Origin of the sequence: Duganella sp. CF402 (assembly GCF_900109645.1) — a bacterium.
Classification (GTDB): Bacteria; Pseudomonadota; Gammaproteobacteria; order Burkholderiales; family Burkholderiaceae_D; genus Rugamonas.
This window is the reverse complement of the sequence record NZ_FOBG01000001.1, coordinates 1-18495: the sequence shown is the minus strand read 5'-3', so window position 1 is coordinate 18495 and position 18495 is coordinate 1. Positions and strand designations below refer to the sequence as shown.

At 62.3% G+C, this 18495-nt stretch carries 15 protein-coding genes and 1 rRNA gene; 12 read left to right on the top strand and 4 right to left on the bottom strand.

The features are described from left to right. Positions 1–55: 55 nt before the first annotated feature. The 10 genes from BMZ70_RS00080 (at position 56) to BMZ70_RS00035 (ending at position 11854) form a co-directional block, all read left to right on the top strand. A complete protein-coding gene (locus BMZ70_RS00080) occupies positions 56–1870 on the top strand; it encodes a methyl-accepting chemotaxis protein (RefSeq protein WP_092268517.1) in 1815 nt (604 codons plus the stop codon). 69 nt (positions 1871–1939) lie between these two features. Further along, positions 1940–3757 carry a methyl-accepting chemotaxis protein gene (locus BMZ70_RS00075; RefSeq protein ID WP_092268516.1) on the top strand — a complete coding sequence of 606 codons (1818 nt, stop codon included), beginning with the start codon at positions 1940–1942 and terminating at the stop codon, positions 3755–3757. A gap of 1 nt (position 3758) precedes the next feature. After that, on the top strand, positions 3759–4217 hold the full coding sequence (locus tag BMZ70_RS00070; protein ID WP_092268515.1) for a chemotaxis protein CheW: 459 nt from the start codon (positions 3759–3761) through the stop codon (positions 4215–4217). Further along, positions 4214–5494: a CheR family methyltransferase gene (locus BMZ70_RS00065; protein WP_092268513.1), complete on the top strand. Its 1281-nt coding sequence runs from the start codon at positions 4214–4216 to the stop codon at positions 5492–5494. Before BMZ70_RS00070 ends, BMZ70_RS00065 begins: the two co-directional genes overlap by 4 nt. Positions 5495–5505: 11 nt before the next feature. Further along, entirely contained in the window at positions 5506–6171 is a 666-nt protein-coding gene (locus BMZ70_RS00060) for a chemotaxis protein CheW (protein ID WP_092268512.1), read from the top strand. Next, positions 6168–8438: a hybrid sensor histidine kinase/response regulator gene (locus BMZ70_RS00055; RefSeq protein ID WP_092268511.1), complete on the top strand. Its 2271-nt coding sequence runs from the start codon at positions 6168–6170 to the stop codon at positions 8436–8438. The genes BMZ70_RS00060 and BMZ70_RS00055 overlap by 4 nt, the downstream gene beginning before the upstream one ends. Further along, positions 8435–9472, top strand: coding sequence for a chemotaxis-specific protein-glutamate methyltransferase CheB (gene cheB / locus BMZ70_RS00050; RefSeq protein WP_092268509.1), 1038 nt, complete (start codon positions 8435–8437; stop codon positions 9470–9472). The genes BMZ70_RS00055 and cheB overlap by 4 nt, the downstream gene beginning before the upstream one ends. Positions 9473–9495: 23 nt before the next feature. Further along, complete coding sequence (locus tag BMZ70_RS00045; protein WP_092268508.1) at positions 9496–10560, top strand: diguanylate cyclase; 1065 nt, start codon at positions 9496–9498, stop codon at positions 10558–10560. Continuing rightward, positions 10557–10871, top strand: coding sequence for a pyrimidine/purine nucleoside phosphorylase (locus tag BMZ70_RS00040; RefSeq protein WP_092268506.1), 315 nt, complete (start codon positions 10557–10559; stop codon positions 10869–10871). Before BMZ70_RS00045 ends, BMZ70_RS00040 begins: the two co-directional genes overlap by 4 nt. 47 nt (positions 10872–10918) lie before the next feature. After that, entirely contained in the window at positions 10919–11854 is a 936-nt protein-coding gene (locus BMZ70_RS00035; RefSeq protein ID WP_165403553.1) for a sensor domain-containing diguanylate cyclase, read from the top strand. A gap of 2 nt (positions 11855–11856) precedes the next feature. Here BMZ70_RS00035 and murB read toward each other — a convergent pair whose 3' ends face one another. Further along, the gene (murB, locus tag BMZ70_RS00030) at positions 11857–12867 is read right to left on the bottom strand and encodes a UDP-N-acetylmuramate dehydrogenase (RefSeq protein ID WP_092268503.1); all 1011 of its coding nucleotides are present in this window, start codon (positions 12865–12867) and stop codon (positions 11857–11859) included. A 132-nt stretch (positions 12868–12999) separates the two neighbouring features. On the opposite strand from murB, the gene BMZ70_RS00025 reads away from it, so the two are divergent. Both BMZ70_RS00025 and BMZ70_RS00020 read left to right on the top strand, forming a co-directional pair. Further along, positions 13000–13485: a YajQ family cyclic di-GMP-binding protein gene (locus BMZ70_RS00025; RefSeq protein WP_092268502.1), complete on the top strand. Its 486-nt coding sequence runs from the start codon at positions 13000–13002 to the stop codon at positions 13483–13485. A gap of 147 nt (positions 13486–13632) precedes the next feature. Beyond that, the gene (locus BMZ70_RS00020) at positions 13633–14889 is read left to right on the top strand and encodes a nitronate monooxygenase (RefSeq protein ID WP_092268501.1); all 1257 of its coding nucleotides are present in this window, start codon (positions 13633–13635) and stop codon (positions 14887–14889) included. Between the two features lie 32 nt (positions 14890–14921). Here the strand turns inward: BMZ70_RS00020 and BMZ70_RS00015 are convergent, their stop codons facing one another. The 3 genes from BMZ70_RS00015 to rrf form a co-directional block, all read right to left on the bottom strand. After that, a complete protein-coding gene (locus BMZ70_RS00015) occupies positions 14922–15857 on the bottom strand; it encodes an exopolyphosphatase (RefSeq protein ID WP_092268500.1) in 936 nt (311 codons plus the stop codon). 91 nt (positions 15858–15948) lie between these two features. Further along, on the bottom strand, positions 15949–18009 hold the full coding sequence (locus BMZ70_RS00010; RefSeq protein ID WP_130300966.1) for a hypothetical protein: 2061 nt from the start codon (positions 18007–18009) through the stop codon (positions 15949–15951). A gap of 215 nt (positions 18010–18224) precedes the next feature. Beyond that, positions 18225–18337, bottom strand: a 5S ribosomal RNA gene (gene rrf, locus BMZ70_RS00005). Positions 18338–18495 lie beyond the last annotated feature (158 nt).

Below are 18495 nucleotides of genomic sequence, written 5' to 3'. Positions count from 1 at the left end.
AGCGGCCATTTTTTTGATACATTGGCTCCACCGTCTGATCGAGAGTGAAGCCACCATGCTAGCAAACCTCAGTATCAAGAAAAAACTCGCCAGCGGCTTTGGCGCAATTATCGTCATCATCGTCATCCTGCTGGCCACGGCCCACGCCAACTTCACCAAGCTATCCGTCGCCAATGAATGGGACAAGCATACGCTGCGCGTCCTGCTGGAAGCGGGCGAGATCGAAACCTCGGTCATCCAGGTCCAGAACTCCACCCGCGGCTTCATGCTGACCGGCGAGGAAAGCATCACCAAGCCGATCCCCATCGAAGAGGAAAAGATCCGCCAGCACATGGTCACGATCAAGCGCCTGACCGCCGACAATCCCGCGCAACAGGAGCGGCTGCAACGGCTGGCGCCAATGGTGCAAGGCTGGATCGACAATGTGATTCACCCGCTGCTGGAAAAGCGCCGCGCCCTGAACAAGCAGGTCGGCGTATCGCAGCAGGTGGCCACGTCGGCCGATGTCCTGAATGGCGCCAAGACCATCGCCGAAGCGCGCCTGCTGATCAAGGAGATCAGCGACGAGGAAGACCGCCTGCTGGCCGAGCGCAATCAGTTCTCCAGCAACCTGTCGCAAACGATGATGCTGCTGCTGATCGTCGGCGGCGCGGTTTGCACCGTGCTGGCCCTCGTCATTGGCGGCGTGCTGTCCTCGGCGCTGGCCGGACCGCTGGTGCGTCTGAGCGCCGTGGTGGAGCGCATCGCCCACGGCGAGCAAAGCGCGCGCGTGGAGGTCAGCTCCAACGATGAACTGGGCCAGGTATCGCGCGCCTTCAACCAGATGGCGCAATCGATACAGGACAACCTGGCCAAGGAGCTGGCGGCCACCAACCTGCTCAAGTCCAAGGTCGATTCTTTATTGGGCGTGGTGTCGAAGGCCGCCGCCGGCGACCTGACCGGACAAATCACGGTGCAGGGCGAAGACGCCATCGGCCAGCTGGCGGCGGGACTGGAACGCATGTTCGACAACCTGCGCGCCCTGATCAACGATGTGCAGAAGGCCGGCATCCAGGTCACCACCTCGGCCACCGAGATCGCCGCCTCGGCCAAGCAGCAGGAAGCCACCGGCGTCGAACAGGCGCAGACCAGCATCGAAATCCTCGCCACCACCAAGGAAATCTCGGCCAATATATCGCACCTCGTGAAGACGATGGAGGAAGCCACCTCGGTGGCCGACTACACCACCCACGCCACCGCCGACGCGCAGGGCAACCTGAAACGCATGGACGGCACCATGCAGAACATGGTCGCCGCCACCGACTCGATCAACGCCAAGCTGGCGGCGCTGTCGGAAAAAGCCAGCAACATCAACAGCGTGCTGATTACCATCACCAAGGTGGCCGACCAGACCAACATCCTGTCGCTGAACGCCGCCATCGAGGCCGAAAAGGCCGGCGAGGCGGGACGCGGCTTCTCGGTGGTGGCCACCGAAATCCGCAGGCTGGCCGACCAGACCTCGGTCTCCACCTGGGATATCGAGCAGATGCTGAAAGAGATGCAGTCCGCCGTCTCGGCCAGCGTGATGGGCATGGACAAATTCTCGGAAGAGATCCGCCGCAGCGTGGGCGAGGTGCGCGCCGTGACCGACCAGCTGTCCGGCGTGATGGACCAGGTACAGAAACTGGCGCCGCAATTTGACCTGGTGCTGCAAGGGATGCAGTCGCAGGCCGTCGGCGCATCGCAGATCAATGAAACCATGATGCAGTTGAACGACGCCACCCAGCAAACCGTGGAATCGCTCAAATCGACCAGCGAGGCAGTCCATCAATTGCAGTATGCCGCCGGCGGACTGCAAAGCAGCGTCGCCACTTTTTCGGTCGCGACCTGAATACCATAAAAACGGCCGGTATGGGACAATGCCAGTCGCACGCTGGTAGCCGCCAGCCCTGGAGAAAAAATGTTTAAAGACTTGAGCATCAAGAAGAAGCTGTACCTCAGTTTTAGCGCCATCCTCGCCATCATCCTGGTGCTGTTATCCATCGCCTACAACCGCTTCAACAACCTGTCCGAAGCCAACGGGTGGGACCGGCATACGATGGATGTGATCCACGCCATCGACCAGTTGCGCAACGACCTGCTGCAAGTGCAGGTGGAAGCACGCGGCTACTACCTGACCGGCAATCAGCAGCGCCTTGAGCGCACGCACAAGGAAATAGCCGACCTGCCGGGCGCCATCGGCGAACTGCAAAAACTCACCGCCGACAATCCGGACCAGGTGGCGCGCTTCAAGAAGCTCGAGCAAATGATCCGCACGTGGAGCGACGAGATCATTGAATCGCAGCTCAAGCTGCGCCAGGAACTGGGCGACAAGGTCGGCGCCGCCGACGCAATGGGCCGCACGCCGCAGCTGTCCGGCAGCGCCACCTCCGCCATCGGTGAAGTCTACAAGACCATGAATGACGCCTCGGCCGAAGAGAAACGCCTGCTGGTGGCGCGTACCAAGGCTTCAGAGCAGCTGCAGGAAACCATGCGCGCGGTGCTGATCGGCGGCGGCATGGTGTGCGTACTGCTGTCGCTGGGCGTGGCGTGGCTGCTGGCGCGCGCCCTGCTCGCGCCGCTCAACAACCTGACCCAGGCCGTGCACAAGATCGCCGCCGGCGACCAGTCGGCGCGCGCGCGCGTGCTGTCCAACGATGAACTGGGCGACGTCAGCACGGAGTTCAACCGCATGGCGCAAGCGATCCAGGACAACCAGGCCAACGAACTGGCGGCCACCAACCTGCTCAAGTCCAAGGTCGATTCTTTATTGGGCGTGGTGAGCAAGGCCGCCGACGGCGACCTGACCGGCCAGATCACGGTACAAGGCGAGGACGCCATCGGCCGCCTGGCCGGTGGGCTGGACCGCATGTTCAGCAACCTGCGCGCGCTGCTGAACAATGTGCAGAAGGCCGGCATCCAGGTCACCACCTCGGCCACCGAAATCGCCGCCTCGGCCAAGCAGCAGGAAGCCACCGGCATCGAACAGGCGCAGACCAGCGTCGAGATCCTCAGCACCACCAAGGAAATCTCGGCCAACACCTCGCAGCTGCTGAAGACGATGGAAGAAGCCACCGCCGTCGCCGACTACACCACCAGCGCCACCGCCGACGCGCAGAACAACCTGAAACGCATGGACGGCACCATGCAGCACATGGTGTCGGCGACCGATTCGATCAACGCCAAGCTGGCGGCGCTGTCGGAGAAAGCCTCCAATATCAACAGCGTGCTGATTACCATCACCAAGGTGGCCGACCAGACCAACATCCTGTCGCTGAACGCCGCCATCGAAGCCGAGAAGGCCGGCGAGGCGGGACGCGGCTTCTCGGTGGTGGCCACTGAAATCCGCCGCCTGGCCGACCAGACCTCGGTCTCGACCTGGGACATCGAGCAGATGCTGAAAGAGATGCAGTCCGCCGTCTCGGCCAGCGTGATGGGCATGGATAAATTCTCGGAAGAGATCCGCCGCAGCGTGGGCGAGGTGCGCCAGGTGACCGATCAGTTGTCCGGCGTGATGGACCAGGTGCAGAAACTGGCGCCGCAGTTCGACGTGGTGCTGCAAGGGATGCAGTCGCAGGCCGTGGGCGCGGAACAGATCACCGCCACCATGATGCAGCTGAACGACGCCACCCAGCAGACCGTGGAATCGCTGAAAGCCACCAGCGAGGCGGTGCACCAGCTGCAGTACGCGGCCGGCGACCTGCAAACCAGCGTCGCCAACTTCGCGGTGGCGGTGTAACGTGAAACTCCTTGTCTTCCACATCGGCGCCGATCGCTACGGCTTGCGCCTGCGCGACGTGGTACGCGTGCTGCCGCTGGTGGAGCTCAAGCAGCTGCCGCTGGCGCCGGACAGCGTGGCCGGGCTGATGGATCTGCACGGCGCCTCGGTGCCGGTGATCGACTTGTGCCGCGCCAGCGGCCTGCCCAGCGGCGAGGACCATTTCGACACCCGCATCATCGTCGCCGACTATGTGACGCCGGAAGGCGCGCACCACCCGCTTGGCCTGCGCGCAGAGCGCGTGCTGGGCGTGCAGGAAGTGCGCGACGAACTGCTGCTCAACAGCGGCGTGCAGGCCGCGCCGTTCCTCGGCCAGGTGGCCAGCGACGCCCACGGCATGCTGCAGCTGGTTGAACTGTCGCAGCTGCTGCCGGCCGAGCTGCGCGCGCTGCTGTTCCAGACCACGGATAACGCCTTATGACGCCGGCCCAGTCCATGCTGCGCGCCGCCACCGGCTTGAACTTGTCCAAGTCGGTGGTCGAACGCGCGATCAAGAACCGCATGGAGCAAACCGCCGTCACCGACCATGATGCCTACCTGGAGCAGATCACGCCCGAAGAGCTGACCGCGCTGGTGGAACTGGTGGTGGTGCCGGAGTCGTGGTTCTACCGCGATGCGCAAGCCTTCGCGGCGATGACGGACTTCGTGCGCGCACGGCTGGCCGTCAACAGCGAACGGCTGGTACGCATCCTGTCGATCCCCTGCGCCGGCGGCGAGGAACCGTACACGATGGCGATGGTGTTGACGGACGCCGGCATCGCGCCGCATAACTTCATCATCGAAGCCTTCGACATCAGCCCGACCTGCGTCGAGCGCGCGCGCAGCGGCATCTACGGCCGCAACGCTTTCCGCGCGCAGGACCTGGCGTTCCGCGACCAGCACTTCAGCAACGTCGGCGATGGCGACTACCGCATCAACGACGCCATACGCAAGCAGGTGCGCTTCAAACAGGGCAACCTGCTGGAGTTCGACCTCGCCACGCGCAACCGCTACTACGACGTGGTGTTTTGCCGCAACCTGCTGATCTACTTCGACAAGCCGACCACCAAGGCCGCCATCGGAAAACTGGAAGCGCTGCTGATGGATGACGGCCAGCTGTTCGCCGGCTACGCCGAAGTGCCGTCGTTCTGCCAGCACGGCTTCTCGCCACTGCCGATTAACCAGGCGTTCGGCTTGCAGAAGGAAGCCGCAGCGCCGCTGCGCAAGCCGGCCCACACGCCACGCGCACCGGCCAAGGCTCCGCCGCCGCGCGCCGCGCGCAGCATCGCCTCGCCGCCATCGCTGCCGCCGTCTGCCCCTGCCCCTGCCCCCGCCCCTACGCCGGTGCGCGCTGCGCGTGCCAGTGCCGCCGCGCCCCCCGCTGCGAGCGCACCGGCGCCGGCGGCTGACCTGCTGGCCGAAGCGCGCCGTCTGGCCGACCTGGGCGACGTCAAGGCCGCCGAGAGCAAGTGCCGCGACCATCTGGCCCGGCATCCGGAATCGGCCGAAGCCTACTTCATCCTCGGCCTGCTGAACGAATTGACCAACAAGCCGCAGATGGCCTCGGACTACTGGAAGCGCTGCATCTACCTGCAGCCCGACCACTACGAAGCCCTGTGCCACCTTGCCCTGCTGGCCGAAGCCAACAACGACGCCGCCGGCGCCGCCGCGCTCAAAGCGCGCGCCGCCCGCATCTACAAACGCCAGCAGGCCTCCTGAGACGCTAAGCCATGAGCACAACCATCATCGAAGCCTGCTGGAACCGGATCGGCGTGAACGGCGACCAAAGCTGCGACAAGCTGGAACAGCACGTCCACTGCCGCAACTGCGAAGTCTACGCCGCCGCCGCGCAGCAAAACCTGCAACGCCAGGTCGGCGACGACTACAAGAAAGACTGGGCCGCCCACTTCAGCCAGGCCGCCACCGACAACCAGCAGCAGGACAGTTCCTGCCTGGTGTTCCGCATCGGCCGCGAATGGCTGTCGCTGCCGACCCGCATGTTCGTCTCGGTGGCGCCGATCGCCAAGCCGCACCGCCTGCCACATCGCGACGCGCGCGGTTTGGGCGGCATCGTCAACGTCGGCGGCACGCTGTATCCCTGCATGGCGCTGGCCGACCTGCTGGACATCGACGAAAACGAAGGCGAAGCCGCCACCCACCGCCACACCTTCGCGCGCCTGCTGCTCACCCGCTGGGAAGACCAGGCCTACGCGCTGCCGGTGGCTGACCTGCACGGCATCCTGCGCTACGCCGCCAGCGGCGTGCAAGCGCCGGCCGCCACCATCAACAAGGGCCTGTCCCGCTTCCTCTCCGGCGTGATATCGCATCAGGACATGCGTATCGGCCTGCTGGACGAAGCGCTGATCGGCTACCAACTCGCGAGAACCCTACGATGAGCGTCGATAACAACGGAGACCTGAGCCAGTTCTCCATGCTGGACCTGTTCCGCATGGAGGCCGACAGCCAGACGCAAATCCTGACCGACGGCCTGCTGGCGATGGAACGCCTGAAGGATGACGCCAGCGCGGTCGAATCGATGATGCGCGCGGCGCATTCGATCAAGGGCGCGGCCGCCATCGTCGGACTGGAAGTGGTGGTACAGCTGGCGCACGGCATGGAGGATGCCTTCATCGCCGCGCAGAACGGCAAGCTGGCGCTGACGCCCAACCGGGTCGACGTGCTGCTGGCCGGCGTGGACCTGATCCTGCAGGCATCGCGCCTGCAGGACAGCGGCGTCGATGCCTGGCTGGCCGCCAACGGCGGGCAGATAAAATCCACGCTCAGCGCCATCAGCACCATCGCCTTCCTGCCGGAGCCGGTGGGCCTGCCGCCGCCAGCACCGCCGCCGCCCGCTGCCCCCTCGCCTGCCGCAGCACCTGTCGCCGCGCCGGTCACCGATGACGCACCGGCCGCGCGCCAGCCCGCGCACGCGCCGATGAAGCACGCGCAGAACTTCGACAAGCTGCTCTCGCTGGCCAGCGAATCGCGCATCAACGCGCACCAGATGCACCCGTTCATCCAGAACATGCAGCGCTTCAAGCGCAACCAGAGCAGCCTGTTCTCGCTGATCGAACAACTGCACGAAGCCATCTCCAACAGCAGCGACGCCAGCCTGAAAGAGAAATCCCTGCTGGCATTGCAAAAGACCCATCCGCTCAAGCAGTTCGTGCTCGAACACATCGCCGACATCGAAGCCTACGAGCGCCGCCTGCTCGGCGTTTCGCAAGGCATGGTGGACGAAGTGCTGACCATGCGCATGCGTCCCTTCCGCGACGGCGTGCAGCACTTCCCGCGCATGGTGCGCGACCTCTCGCGCAGCCTGGGCAAGGACGTGCAACTGCACATCATCGGCGAAGACACGCTGGTAGACCGCGACATCCTTGCCAGGATCGAGAGCCCGCTCAACCACATGCTGCGCAACGCCATCGACCACGGCATGGACAGCGCCGCCGAGCGCATCGCCGCCGGCAAGCCGGGCACCGGCACCATTGTGCTGGAAGCCAAACACCGCGCCGGCATGCTGAGCATCGAAATCCGCGACGACGGCAAAGGCGTGAACCTGGAAAAAATCCGCGCCCGCGTGATCGAGCGCAAAATGGCGCCGGCCCAAATGGCCGCCTCCATGTCGCCGGCGGAGCTGATGGAATTCCTGTTCCTGCCCGCCTTCAGCCTGAAAGAAAACATCACCGAAATTTCAGGACGCGGCGTTGGCCTCGACATCGTGCACGAAACCATCCGCTCGCAAAACGGCACCGTGCGCATCGAGTCCGAACTGGGCGTCGGCTTCAACACCTACATCACCCTGCCGCTGACGCAATCGATCGTGCGCGCGCTGGTGGTCGACATCAAAGGCGAAGCCTACGCAGTGCCCATCGTGCAGGTGGAGCGGGTGCTCAAGGTGCCGCAGTCGGCCATCCACACGCTGGAGAGCAAACAGTTCTTCGACTTCGGCGGCGAGCATCTCGGGCTGGTCTCGGCCTCGCAAGTGCTGGAACTGGGCGACACCGACGCCGGCAGCAACGAGCTGCCGGTGGTGGTGATCGGCGCCGGCGCGCGCCGCTACGCGCTGGTGGTGGAAGCCATACGCGGCGAACAAAGCCTGGCGGTGCAAGCCATCGATCCTATCTTCGGCAAGATGCGCGACATCTCGGCCGCCGCCCTGCTCGACAACGGCGAACCGGTGCTGATCCTCGACGTGCCGGACCTGCTGCTCTCGATCGACAAGCTGCTGCACGAAGGCGGCCTGCATCAACTGGCCAAGTCCGACGCCGCCGAGCGCCGCAAGACCAAGCGCATCCTGGTGGTCGACGACTCGCTCACCGTGCGCGAGATGGAACGCAAGCTGCTGCTTGGCCGCGGCTTCCAGGTCGATATCGCCATCGACGGCATCGACGGCTGGAACGTGGTGCGCAGCGGCGATTACGACCTGGTGATCACCGACGTCGACATGCCCCGCATGGACGGTATCGAACTGGTGACGTTAATTAAAAAAGACATCCACTTGCACAAGCTGCCAGTCATGATAGTCTCTTACAAAGACCGGCCTGAGGACCGCGCACGCGGCCTCTCGGCAGGCGCCGACTACTACCTGACCAAGGGCAGCTTCCACGACGAGACCCTGCTCGATGCCGTCAGCGATTTAATTGGAGACGCCCGCAGATGAAAATCGCCATCGCCAACGATGTCGCAATGGCCGCCGAAGCGCTGCGGCGCGTGGTCGCCAGCACCGCCGAACATCAGGTGCTGTGGATCGCCCGCACCGGCGCCGAAGCGGTGCGCATGTGCGCGGAAAACCGCCCGGACCTGGTGCTGATGGATTTGAACATGCCGGAGCTGGACGGCGTGGAGGCGACGCGCCAGATCATGGAGCAAAGCCCGTGCGCCATCCTGATCGTCACCGGCCGCCCGCAGGACAACGTCAACCAGGTGTTCCGCGCCCTCGGTGCGGGCGCACTGGATGTGACAGCGACGCCGGTGCTGCAAGGCCAGCCAGGCGGCGATGCCGAGCTGCTGGCCAAGATCCGCACGATGGACAAGCTGATACGCCACAGCGGCGGCAACCAGGCCATGCTGCCCAAGACTGCCCTCAACGGCAACGGCGCGGCCGATGCGTCCGACGCCGAACGGGTCACCGCCCTGCTGGCCATCGGCGCCTCCACCGGCGGTCCGGTGGCGGTGTCCAAGATGCTGGCCGGATGGAAGCCGCCGCGTGGCTGCGCCATCGTGGTGGTGCAGCACATCGACCAGCACTTCGCCGACAACTTCGCGCGCTGGCTGGGCGAGCAGCTCGACATGCCGGTGCGCGCCATCGATGAAGGCGACGAACTGGCGGCCGGTACCGTCCTTATCGCCAAGAGCAACGACCACCTGACGCTGGATCAAAACCACCGCTTGCGTTACGATGCCAATCCAAAGGACTATGCCTACCGCCCGTCGGTGGACGTATTCTTCCACTGTGTGGCCCAACACTGGAAGGGCGAGGCAGTTGGTGTACTATTGACCGGCATGGGACGCGATGGCGCTGAAGGCTTGCTGGCCATGCGCCGCGCCGGCCACACCACCATCGCCCAGGACCAGGCCAGCAGTGCGGTGTACGGCATGCCGCGCGCCGCAGCTGAACTGGACGCGGCGCAGATGATTTTACCGCTCGCGAAAATCGGGCCGGTCCTGCGCGGCACCCTGGGTGGGCGTAGTTAATAACACAGAAGAAGAGAATCCTGATGTCGGAAGCACAAGTAATCGCAGCAGATCAAGAAACAGGCCTGACCATCTTCAAAGTGCGCGTGCTGCTGGTCGACGACCAGTTGATCATCGTCGAAGCCGTGCGCCGCATGCTGAGCGACCAGCCGGATATCGAATTCCATTACGTGACCGACGCCACCAAATCTCTGGAGACGGCCCTGCAACTGCAGCCGACCGTGATCCTGCAGGACCTGGTGATGCCGGCCATCGACGGCTTCGGCCAGATCATCCAGTACCGCAACGAGGAAGGCCTGCGCAACGTGCCGGTGATCGTCCTCTCGGCCAAGGAAGACCCCAAGCTCAAGGCCCACAGCTTCGCCACCGGCGCCAACGACTACATGGTCAAGCTGCCGGACAAGCTGGAACTGCTGGCGCGCGTGCGCTACCACTCGGGCGCCCACATCAGCCGCCTGCAGCGCGACCAGGCCTTCCGCTTCCTGCGCGAAAGCCAGAAGCAGCTGGCCGACGCCAACATCGAATTGCAAAAGCTGGCCGCGCTGGACGGCCTGACCGGCATCGCCAACCGCCGCCGCTTCGATGACGTGATGCGCATCGAATGGCAGCGCGGCCAGCGCGACAAGCAGCCGTTGACGCTGCTGATGTGCGATGTCGACTTCTTCAAACTGTATAACGACAGCTTCGGCCACCTCACGGGCGACTTATGCCTGAAGAAGGTGGCCGCGGTATTAACCGAACACCTGAAGCGCCCGGCCGACCTGGCTGCGCGCTACGGCGGCGAGGAATTCGCGATTATCCTGCCGGATACTCAACTGACTGGGGCGCTGATCGTGGCCGAGTCATGCCGCCGCCACCTGGAGCAGCTCGCGATCGAGAACCCGCAGGCGACCACGGAACTGTCCTGCGTAACCATGTCGATCGGCGTGGCCAGCGTGGTGCCGTCGCCGGCCAGCAGCATCGAAGAGCTGATCCAGCAAGCCGACCGGGCGCTGTACGCCGCCAAGCACGCGGGCCGCAACCGCGTGGTCAGCGCGGATGAACTGCCCGCTCCCACCTCATCGAACCAAGGAAAACCAGCAGCATGAGTGCTCAAATCGATCAAGTCAGCGTCGTCAAGAAATCCAATATCTACTTCGACGGCAAATGCGTATCGCACAATATCATCCTCGCGGACGGCAGCAAGAAATCCGTCGGCGTGATCTTCCCATCCAGCCTGACCTTCAACACCGGCGCGCCAGAAATCATGGAAATCACCGGCGGCGTGTGCAAGGTGCGCCTGGACGGCGCCAGCGAATGGCAGACCTATTCGGCCGGCCAGGAATTCAAAGTGCCGGGCAACAGCAAGTTCGATATCGAAACGGTAGAAACCCTCGATTACGTTTGCCACTTCGGCTAAACCGCAACTACACTGAAAGCAGGCATATGCCTGCTTTTTTTACGACCATGATCCCAAACCATAAACTACTCGCCATCATCGCAGCACAGGTCCAGCTGGTAGGCCTCGGCAATGACCTGAGCGCGGTGATGGACGCCGCCTCCGCCACGGCGGTGCAACTGACGGGAGCCGACGGCGCCGTGGTCGAATTGTTGGAAGGCGACTCCATCGTCTACCGCTCCGCCAGCGGCCTGGCGGAAGCGCAGCTAGGCTTGCGCATGAAGGTGGCGAACAGCCTGTCCGGCCACGTGCTCACCAGCCGCACCGCCGCCCTGTGTACCGACAGCGAAACCGATGACCGCGTCAACCGCGAAGCCTGCCGCAAGGTCGGCCTGCGCGCGATGGTGATCGTGCCGCTGATCGCCGGCGACGAGGCCGTCGCCGTCATGAAGCTGGTGTGGAAGGAAGCCCGCGAATTCAATGAGTACGAGGTGGAGATTGCTCAGCTGCTGGCCAATATGACGGCCATGCTGATGCAGCGCGCCACGCAGGAAGGCCCGAATGTGCTCAAGCAGCGCATGACGCTGGACGAAGCCACCGGCACCGCCAACCGCGCCTTCTTCTACGAACAGCTGCAGGCCAAGCTGGCGGCAGCACCGGCGCAAGCCGGCGGCGGGCACATCGGCGTGGCGGTGCTGCGCATCGACGGTATCGACAAGCTGCCGGAAGCGCTGGCCGACATCTCGCGCCGCATCGAACGCGAATGCCGCGCCGGCGACCTGGTGGCGCGCATCGGCCACGATGAATTCGGCGTGATCCTGAACATGGCGTCGCGCCGCTCCATCGTCACCAGCCAGCTACATCGCATCAGCCTGTCGGTGACGGGCGAACCTCTGCCAGGCTTCAGCGACGCCGCCTTGCGCGCCGCCTGCCACACCGGCAGCTCGCTCTACCCTGAAGACGCCCACAGCGCGATTGAACTGGTGCAGGCGGCCCGGCCTTAAACTCAGATAAACACCGGCTCCGGTTCCAGCAGCACGCCGTAGCGCGCCTGCACGTCGGCCTGGATCGCCTGGGCCAGCGCCACCACCTCGGCGCCGGTGGCGCCGCCGTTATTCACCAGCACCAGCGCCTGCTTCGGATACACGCCGGCCGCGCCAAGGCTCTTGCCCTTCCAGCCGCATTGATCGATCAGCCAGCCGGCGGCCAGCTTCTCGCTGCCGTCGGGCTGCGCATGGTGCACCAGGTTCGGGAAACGCTCCAGCAGCGCCGCGCATTGCGCGCCCGGCACCACGGGATTCTTGAAGAAGCTGCCGGCGTTGCCGATCACCGCAGGATCCGGCAGCTTGCGGCTGCGGATCGCGATCACCGCGTCGGCGATGTTGCGTGGCGAGGTCAGGTCCGGCTCCGCCGCCAGTTCGGCGTAGCGCAGATTCGGCGTCCACTGCTTGGGCAGCGCAAAGGTCACGTCGAGAATAATCAGATGGCGGCCTTCGTGTTTGAACACACTGTCGCGATAACCGAAGCGGCACGCGGCGCCGTCCATCACGCGCGTCTCGCCGCTGGCCGGATCGAACACCGTCACGCTGCGGAACACGTCCTTGATTTCGAGTCCGTACGCGCCGATATTCTGGATCGGCGCGGCGCCCACCGTGCCTGGAATCAGCGACAAGTTTTCCAGGCCGCCAAGGCCCTGTGCGATGGTCCACTGCACAAACGCATGCCAGTTTTCACCGGCCGCCGCGCGCACAAAGTGATGCCGCTCATCGCCACCAACCAGCTCTTTTCCTGCCAGCGCAATGTGCAACACCAGGCCGTCGAAATCGCGCGTCAACAGCACATTGCTGCCACCGCCCAACACCAGCTTCGGCAAAGTAGCCCAAGCGCCATCAGCATAAACGCCGAGCAGTTGCTCTTTTTCCGTAACGCGCAAATACGCGCGCGCGGTCGCCGCGATGCCGAAAGTGTTGAGAGATAGTAGCGAATGCTGGTACTGGATCGAAGACGGTGCGGACATGAGGGGAAATAACCAATAAATTTAGTCGATTATAGAGCCAAACAAGCAAAAAACCAGCGTCGATATGGCTGCGAATCGCAGGTTGTCCGTTAAAATGGCAGTCTTTGAAGCAGCACAATAAAGGAAATAGCTATGCCGTCGTTTGATGTAGTTTTGGAAGCCGATATGATCGAAGTAAAGAATGCCGTCGAGCAATCTCAAAAAGAGATCGGCACGCGCTTTGACTTCAAGGGTACCGGCGCCGCCGTCGAACAAAAAGAGCGCGAGCTGACCGTGACCGCCGACTCCGATTTCCAGTTGCAGCAAGTGCGCGACGTGCTGATCGGCAAACTGGGCAAGCGCAAGGTCGACGTCCGCTTCCTCGAAGATGGCGAGATCAAGAAAATCGGCGGCGACAAAGTGCGCCAGGTGATCAAGGTCAAGAACGGCATCGAATCCGACGACGCCAAGAAGATCGTGCGCATCATCAAGGACAGCAAGATGAAGGTGCAGGCCGCGATCCAGGGCGAATCGGTGCGCGTCACCGGCGCCAAGCGCGACGACCTGCAGGCCGCGATGGCCCTGCTGCGCAAGGATGCCACCGATCTGCCGCTGGAATTCAACAACTTCCGCGACTAAGGTCCATCCGCCGCCCGCGCGCGCGGCCAGCCCAGCGCTGCCGCGCCGTCACAAAGCTGTAGTACACATGGAGTAGAATGAATCGGGAACCCCGATCATGCGTACTGCCGCGCGACCGCAAATAACTTCGGTAGTCTAAGGATAGCAATGAAACGTGTTGATGATTTCCGCCTGCGATTTGGCAATGAAGAATATGTGCCCATCATGATCGGCGGAATGGGTGTCGATATCTCGACCTCGGAACTGGCGCTGGAAGCGGCCCGCCTGGGCGGTATCGGCCATATCTCGGACGCGATGGTGGAAGACGTGTCGGACCGCAAGTTCGACACCAGCTTCGTCAAGGACAAGACCAAGCTGTACAAGCACAACATCAACAACATGGACAAGTCGATTGTCCAGTTCGACCTGGAGCGCCTGGCCGAAGCCCAGCGCCTGCACATCGGCGCCACCATGAAGGCGAAACAAGGGCCCGGCCTGATCTTCGTCAACTGCATGGAAAAGCTGACCATGAACGGCCCGCGCGAGACCCTGCGCACCCGCCTCAACGCGGCGCTGGACGCCGGCATCGACGGCATCACCCTGTCGGCCGGCCTGCACTTCGGCTCGTTCGCGCTGATGGCCGACCATCCGCGCTTCCGTGAAGCCAAGCTGGGCATCATCGTCTCGTCGGTGCGCGCGCTGCAGATCTTCCTGCGCAAGAACGCCAAGCTGAACCGCCTGCCCGATTACGTCATTGTCGAAGGCCCGCTGGCCGGCGGCCACCTCGGCTTCGGCCTCGAGGACTGGAAAGACTACGACCTGATGACCATCACCAAGGAGTTGCTGGCATACTTCAAGGAAGAGAACCTGGACATTCCGCTGATCGCGGCCGGCGGCATCTTCACCGGCTCGGACGCGGTGAGCTTCCTCGAAGCCGGCGCGGCTGGCGTGCAGGTGGCGACCCGCTTCACCGTCACCAAGGAATGCGGCTTGCCGGAGAAGGTCAAGCAGGAATACTTCAAGGCGACGGAAGACGACATCATCGTCAACGGCGTCTCGCCGACCGGCTATCCGATGCGCATGCTGAAGAACACGCCGGCGATCGGCTCCGGCATCCGTCCGGGTTGCGAATCGTATGGCTACCTGCTGGACTCGACCGGCAACTGCTCCTACATCAACGCGTACAACCGCGAGGTGATGGCCAATCCCGACGCCAAGACCGTGGTGGTGATGGACAAGACCTGCCTGTGCACCCACATGCGCAACTTCAACTGCTGGACCTGCGGCCATTACACCTACAAGCTGAAGGACACTTCGTTCAAGAAGCCGGATGGCGACTACCAGATGCTGACGGCGGAGCACGTGTTCAGGGACTACCAGTTCAGCACCGATAACACCATAGCTCTTCCTGAAAAAGAGTTCTAATTAAAAACGGCGCCTCTGGCGCCGTTTTGGTTTTAGCCCTCGGTAGTAATCCGATGGATCAACGCGCCGAGCACGTCATCCGCCATTTCATTATCGACCTGGCAGGTGCCGGCATTCTCGTGGCCACCACCACCATATTCCAGCATCAGCGCGCCGATATTGGTCTTCGAGGTGCGGTTCAAAATCGATTTGCCGGTGGCGAACACGGTGTTCTGGTTCTTCAGGCCCCACAGCACGTGGATCGAGATATTCGTCTGCGGGAACAGCGCGTAGACGATGAAGCGGTTGCCGGCGAAGATGATCTCTTCATTGCGCAGATCCAGCACCACCAGGTTCTTGTGTACCGTAGCGCAGCGGCGGATCTGGTCCTTGCACTTCTCGGCATGCTCGAAGTACAGCTCCTTGCGCTCCTTCACATCCGGCAGTTCCATGATCTCCTTGATCGAGTGGTTCTTGCAGTAGTCGATCAGGTCCATCATCAGGTTGTAGTTCGAGATGCGGAACTCGCGGAAGCGGCCCAGGCCGGTGCGCGCGTCCATCAGGAAGTTCAGCAGATCCCAGCCTTCCGGATTCAGCACTTCCTGCTCGTTGAAGCGCGCCGCATCGCCCTTGTCTACCGCCGCCATCATGTCGTCCCACGAGGCCGGGAACGCTTTCAAACCGCCGTAGTAGTCATACACCACGCGCGCGGCCGATGGCGCCTCGGGATGGATGATGTGGTTCTTGCGCTCGCCAGTATTACGGATGGTTTCGGACAAGTGGTGGTCAAACGCCAGATGCGCGCCCGCCACGTACGGCAGGTTGGTCGTGATGTCGCGATCGGTAATGGTGATTTTGCCATCCTGCATGTCCTTCGGGTGTACGAACAGGATCTCGTCGATCAAGTCCAGGTGCTTTAACAGTACCGCACACACCAAGCCGTCAAAATCGCTCCGCGTAACCAAGCGATATTTTTTTGCATCTGCCATAAGATCTCTACCTCAGGTGGGTTGGACACCGATAAATAATACAACCCAAACGCTGCCCTGCACAGGAATAGTGATGACGCGTTGCATTAAATCACATACTCACGAAATTCAGCCTCGACAGATCGGCAGCCTGGGTGATGACGACGATCCCCGTCCCCATCCGCAACATGGCCACCGGCTTCCCGGCCACGGTCTGCTGCCCGCTCAATTTGATGCTGGCATCGTAGCTGGCAAGCCGGGTTTCCGTTCCGCTAGCCGTCATCGTGACTAATCCGCCGCTATCGAGCCATTGGGCGTCGAAGACGGACGCGCCCAGCGATTTGACCACTGTCAGGTCGCTGCCGCTATAGATATCGCCGCTACCGAGAAGAATCCGGCCGCCGCCCAGCGATACCCGGATCGGCCCCTGGATCGCGTAACTGCCGTGATACGGGGTCTCGCCATCACCGCTGATTTTGCCGCTGGCCTGGTCGATCGTTTCGTAAAGCAAGTCATTTGGACTGGTGTCGTCACGAAAGAAATAGATGCGCGACAGCGCACCGTACCATTCATATGACCGCGAGTAATAGTTCCAGTCCTTGCTGTCCGTGAGCTTGCCTTGTTTGTCGAAAATGTAGTGCGTGGCCCATGCGCCGCTGGCATCCTGCGCCAGCAAATAGTTGCCTGTGGCCGCCAGGCCGCCGACAGCCATTGCCGTCGATGCAAAGCGGGTTTCGACCGGATCGCCGCTGAGACTGATGTAGGTGATCAGACCGGAAGCGTAGCCCAAATAGAGCCGCTGGTGTTCCAGCGACAGGGCCATCTTGACCGGGCTTTCCGGCGTGCCGCTTTTTTGCCCGACCACATACGGCGACACGTAGCCGCCGCTGGCCTTGGACCAGCGGTACACGCGGTTATTTGCCTTGCTCAACAGGTAGATCACGTCGCGTCCGTCGCCAGCCACCACATCGGGCGTGAAGGCCGGCATCACCACCTTGCAGTTGACGCCATCGCCCTCTTCCTGGGCATGGCAACTGGCATCGAGTGGATAGAAGTCGCGTGTCAGGCCGGTAGTGCTGTCGGCGGCCGACATGCCGCTCAGGAAAGCATCCGGATAGCCGTCGTTGTCGGAGTCAACCGCAGCCGATTTGTCGAGCGGGAATTTGTCCAGCGTATTGGGAACGCCGTCGCCATCGGTATCGTCCGAAGGCGTGTAGCGCACGAAATCGATATGGTCCGCCAGTCGCACCACCAGGTAATTGACGCCGCTGTCGACCGCGACCTCCAGCACGTCGCCGGCGATCAGCACTTCCTCGACACGCCGGTTGTTGGCATCGTAGCGTAACAAGCGGGTTTGCGTACCCGCCGGGCTCAGGGAAATCAGTTCGCCGCTGGCGATCCAGGCCGCATTGGTGACGCTGCTACCCAGGCTGCCGCTCCAGGTCAGCTCGGGCGCTGCGTAGATATCGCCGCTGCCCAGCAGCACCTTGCTTCCCGATGGATTGGCCTTGATCGGTCCGTTGATAATGTAAGAACCGTGATAAGGCGTCTCACCGTTGGCGCTAATCTTGCCAGTGGACTGGTCGATGACTTCATACATCAGGTCATTGGGCGTTTGCGCGTCGCGGAAGAAATACAGGCGCGACAGTGCCGCGCTCCATTCGTAATAACGCGAATAGTAGTTCCAATCCTTGCTGTCAGTCAGCTTGCCTTGTTTATCGTAGACGTAGTGAGTAGCCCAGGCGCCGCTGCCATCTTCCACCATCAGGTATTTGCCGGCGGCAGCCATGCCGCCAATTGCGCTTTTCACACTGGCAAAGAGGGTGGTGCTTTCCTGCAGCGATTCGGAATAGGCGTGCACCTTGCCAGCCGAGTCGCCGACATACAGCGTGGCGTGGTCGGGCACATAGGCGTAGGCCACCGGCGTAAAACCCACCATGTTCACGCGGCCGAGGAAGTGCCTGGTTTTCAGGTCGTAGGCATACAGGCGCAGCGCATCGTCTTCAGAATTAAAGAAGATCTTGCCATTGGCGTTGCCAACCACTTTCAGCCGTGAACTAGCGAGAATTTTCAGATAGCAGACGCCACCAACGGCATCTGAGGCTGCGAAGCACAGCGGATCGTTCGGTGCGACGTCCTGGTTATCCGGTGAACCGTCTTTATCAGTATCCACCACCACCACTGGCGGCGGGGCAGGCGTAGCAGGAGCACCACTTCCGCCGCCGCAAGCGGACAGTAAGCCAAGCAGCGTAGCCAGAATCAAAAATCGTTGATAAAACATATAGAAGCATAGGCAAGATTGACGATTGGCAATTATGCATTATGCAACTAGAAAAAGCAAAAAAGCCCCGCCGGATTTCATCCTGACGGGGCTTCTTCTAATAACTAGCTTGACGATAACCTACTTTCACACTGGTTGCAGCACTATCATCGGCGTAGAGTCGTTTCACGGTCCTGTTCGGGATGGGAAGGGGTGGGACCGACTTACTATGGTCATCAAGCTTTGACTTGTATGCTGCGCAGCCGGTGGCTGCGCAGCGAATCTGGGAGAAGTAAAGCGACGCTTCGCGTCGTCCCGGCGAAGGCCGGGATCCAATTTAACTTAGGGGTAACTCATCAACGAGTAAATGCGTATAACCGTCAAGGTTATAGGGACAAG

Coding starts and splice junctions, on each gene's coding strand:
- BMZ70_RS00080 (WP_092268517.1), top strand. CDS start 56: ATGCTAGCAAACCTCAGTATCAAGAAAAAACTCGCCAGCGGCTTTGGC.
- BMZ70_RS00075 (WP_092268516.1), top strand. CDS start 1,940: ATGTTTAAAGACTTGAGCATCAAGAAGAAGCTGTACCTCAGTTTTAGC.
- BMZ70_RS00065 (WP_092268513.1), top strand. CDS start 4,214: ATGACGCCGGCCCAGTCCATGCTGCGCGCCGCCACCGGCTTGAACTTG.
- BMZ70_RS00060 (WP_092268512.1), top strand. CDS start 5,506: ATGAGCACAACCATCATCGAAGCCTGCTGGAACCGGATCGGCGTGAAC.
- BMZ70_RS00055 (WP_092268511.1), top strand. CDS start 6,168: ATGAGCGTCGATAACAACGGAGACCTGAGCCAGTTCTCCATGCTGGAC.
- cheB (WP_092268509.1), top strand. CDS start 8,435: ATGAAAATCGCCATCGCCAACGATGTCGCAATGGCCGCCGAAGCGCTG.
- BMZ70_RS00045 (WP_092268508.1), top strand. CDS start 9,496: ATGTCGGAAGCACAAGTAATCGCAGCAGATCAAGAAACAGGCCTGACC.
- BMZ70_RS00040 (WP_092268506.1), top strand. CDS start 10,557: ATGAGTGCTCAAATCGATCAAGTCAGCGTCGTCAAGAAATCCAATATC.
- BMZ70_RS00035 (WP_165403553.1), top strand. CDS start 10,919: ATGATCCCAAACCATAAACTACTCGCCATCATCGCAGCACAGGTCCAG.
- murB (WP_092268503.1), bottom strand. CDS start 12,867: ATGTCCGCACCGTCTTCGATCCAGTACCAGCATTCGCTACTATCTCTC.
- BMZ70_RS00025 (WP_092268502.1), top strand. CDS start 13,000: ATGCCGTCGTTTGATGTAGTTTTGGAAGCCGATATGATCGAAGTAAAG.
- BMZ70_RS00020 (WP_092268501.1), top strand. CDS start 13,633: ATGAAACGTGTTGATGATTTCCGCCTGCGATTTGGCAATGAAGAATAT.
- BMZ70_RS00015 (WP_092268500.1), bottom strand. CDS start 15,857: ATGGCAGATGCAAAAAAATATCGCTTGGTTACGCGGAGCGATTTTGAC.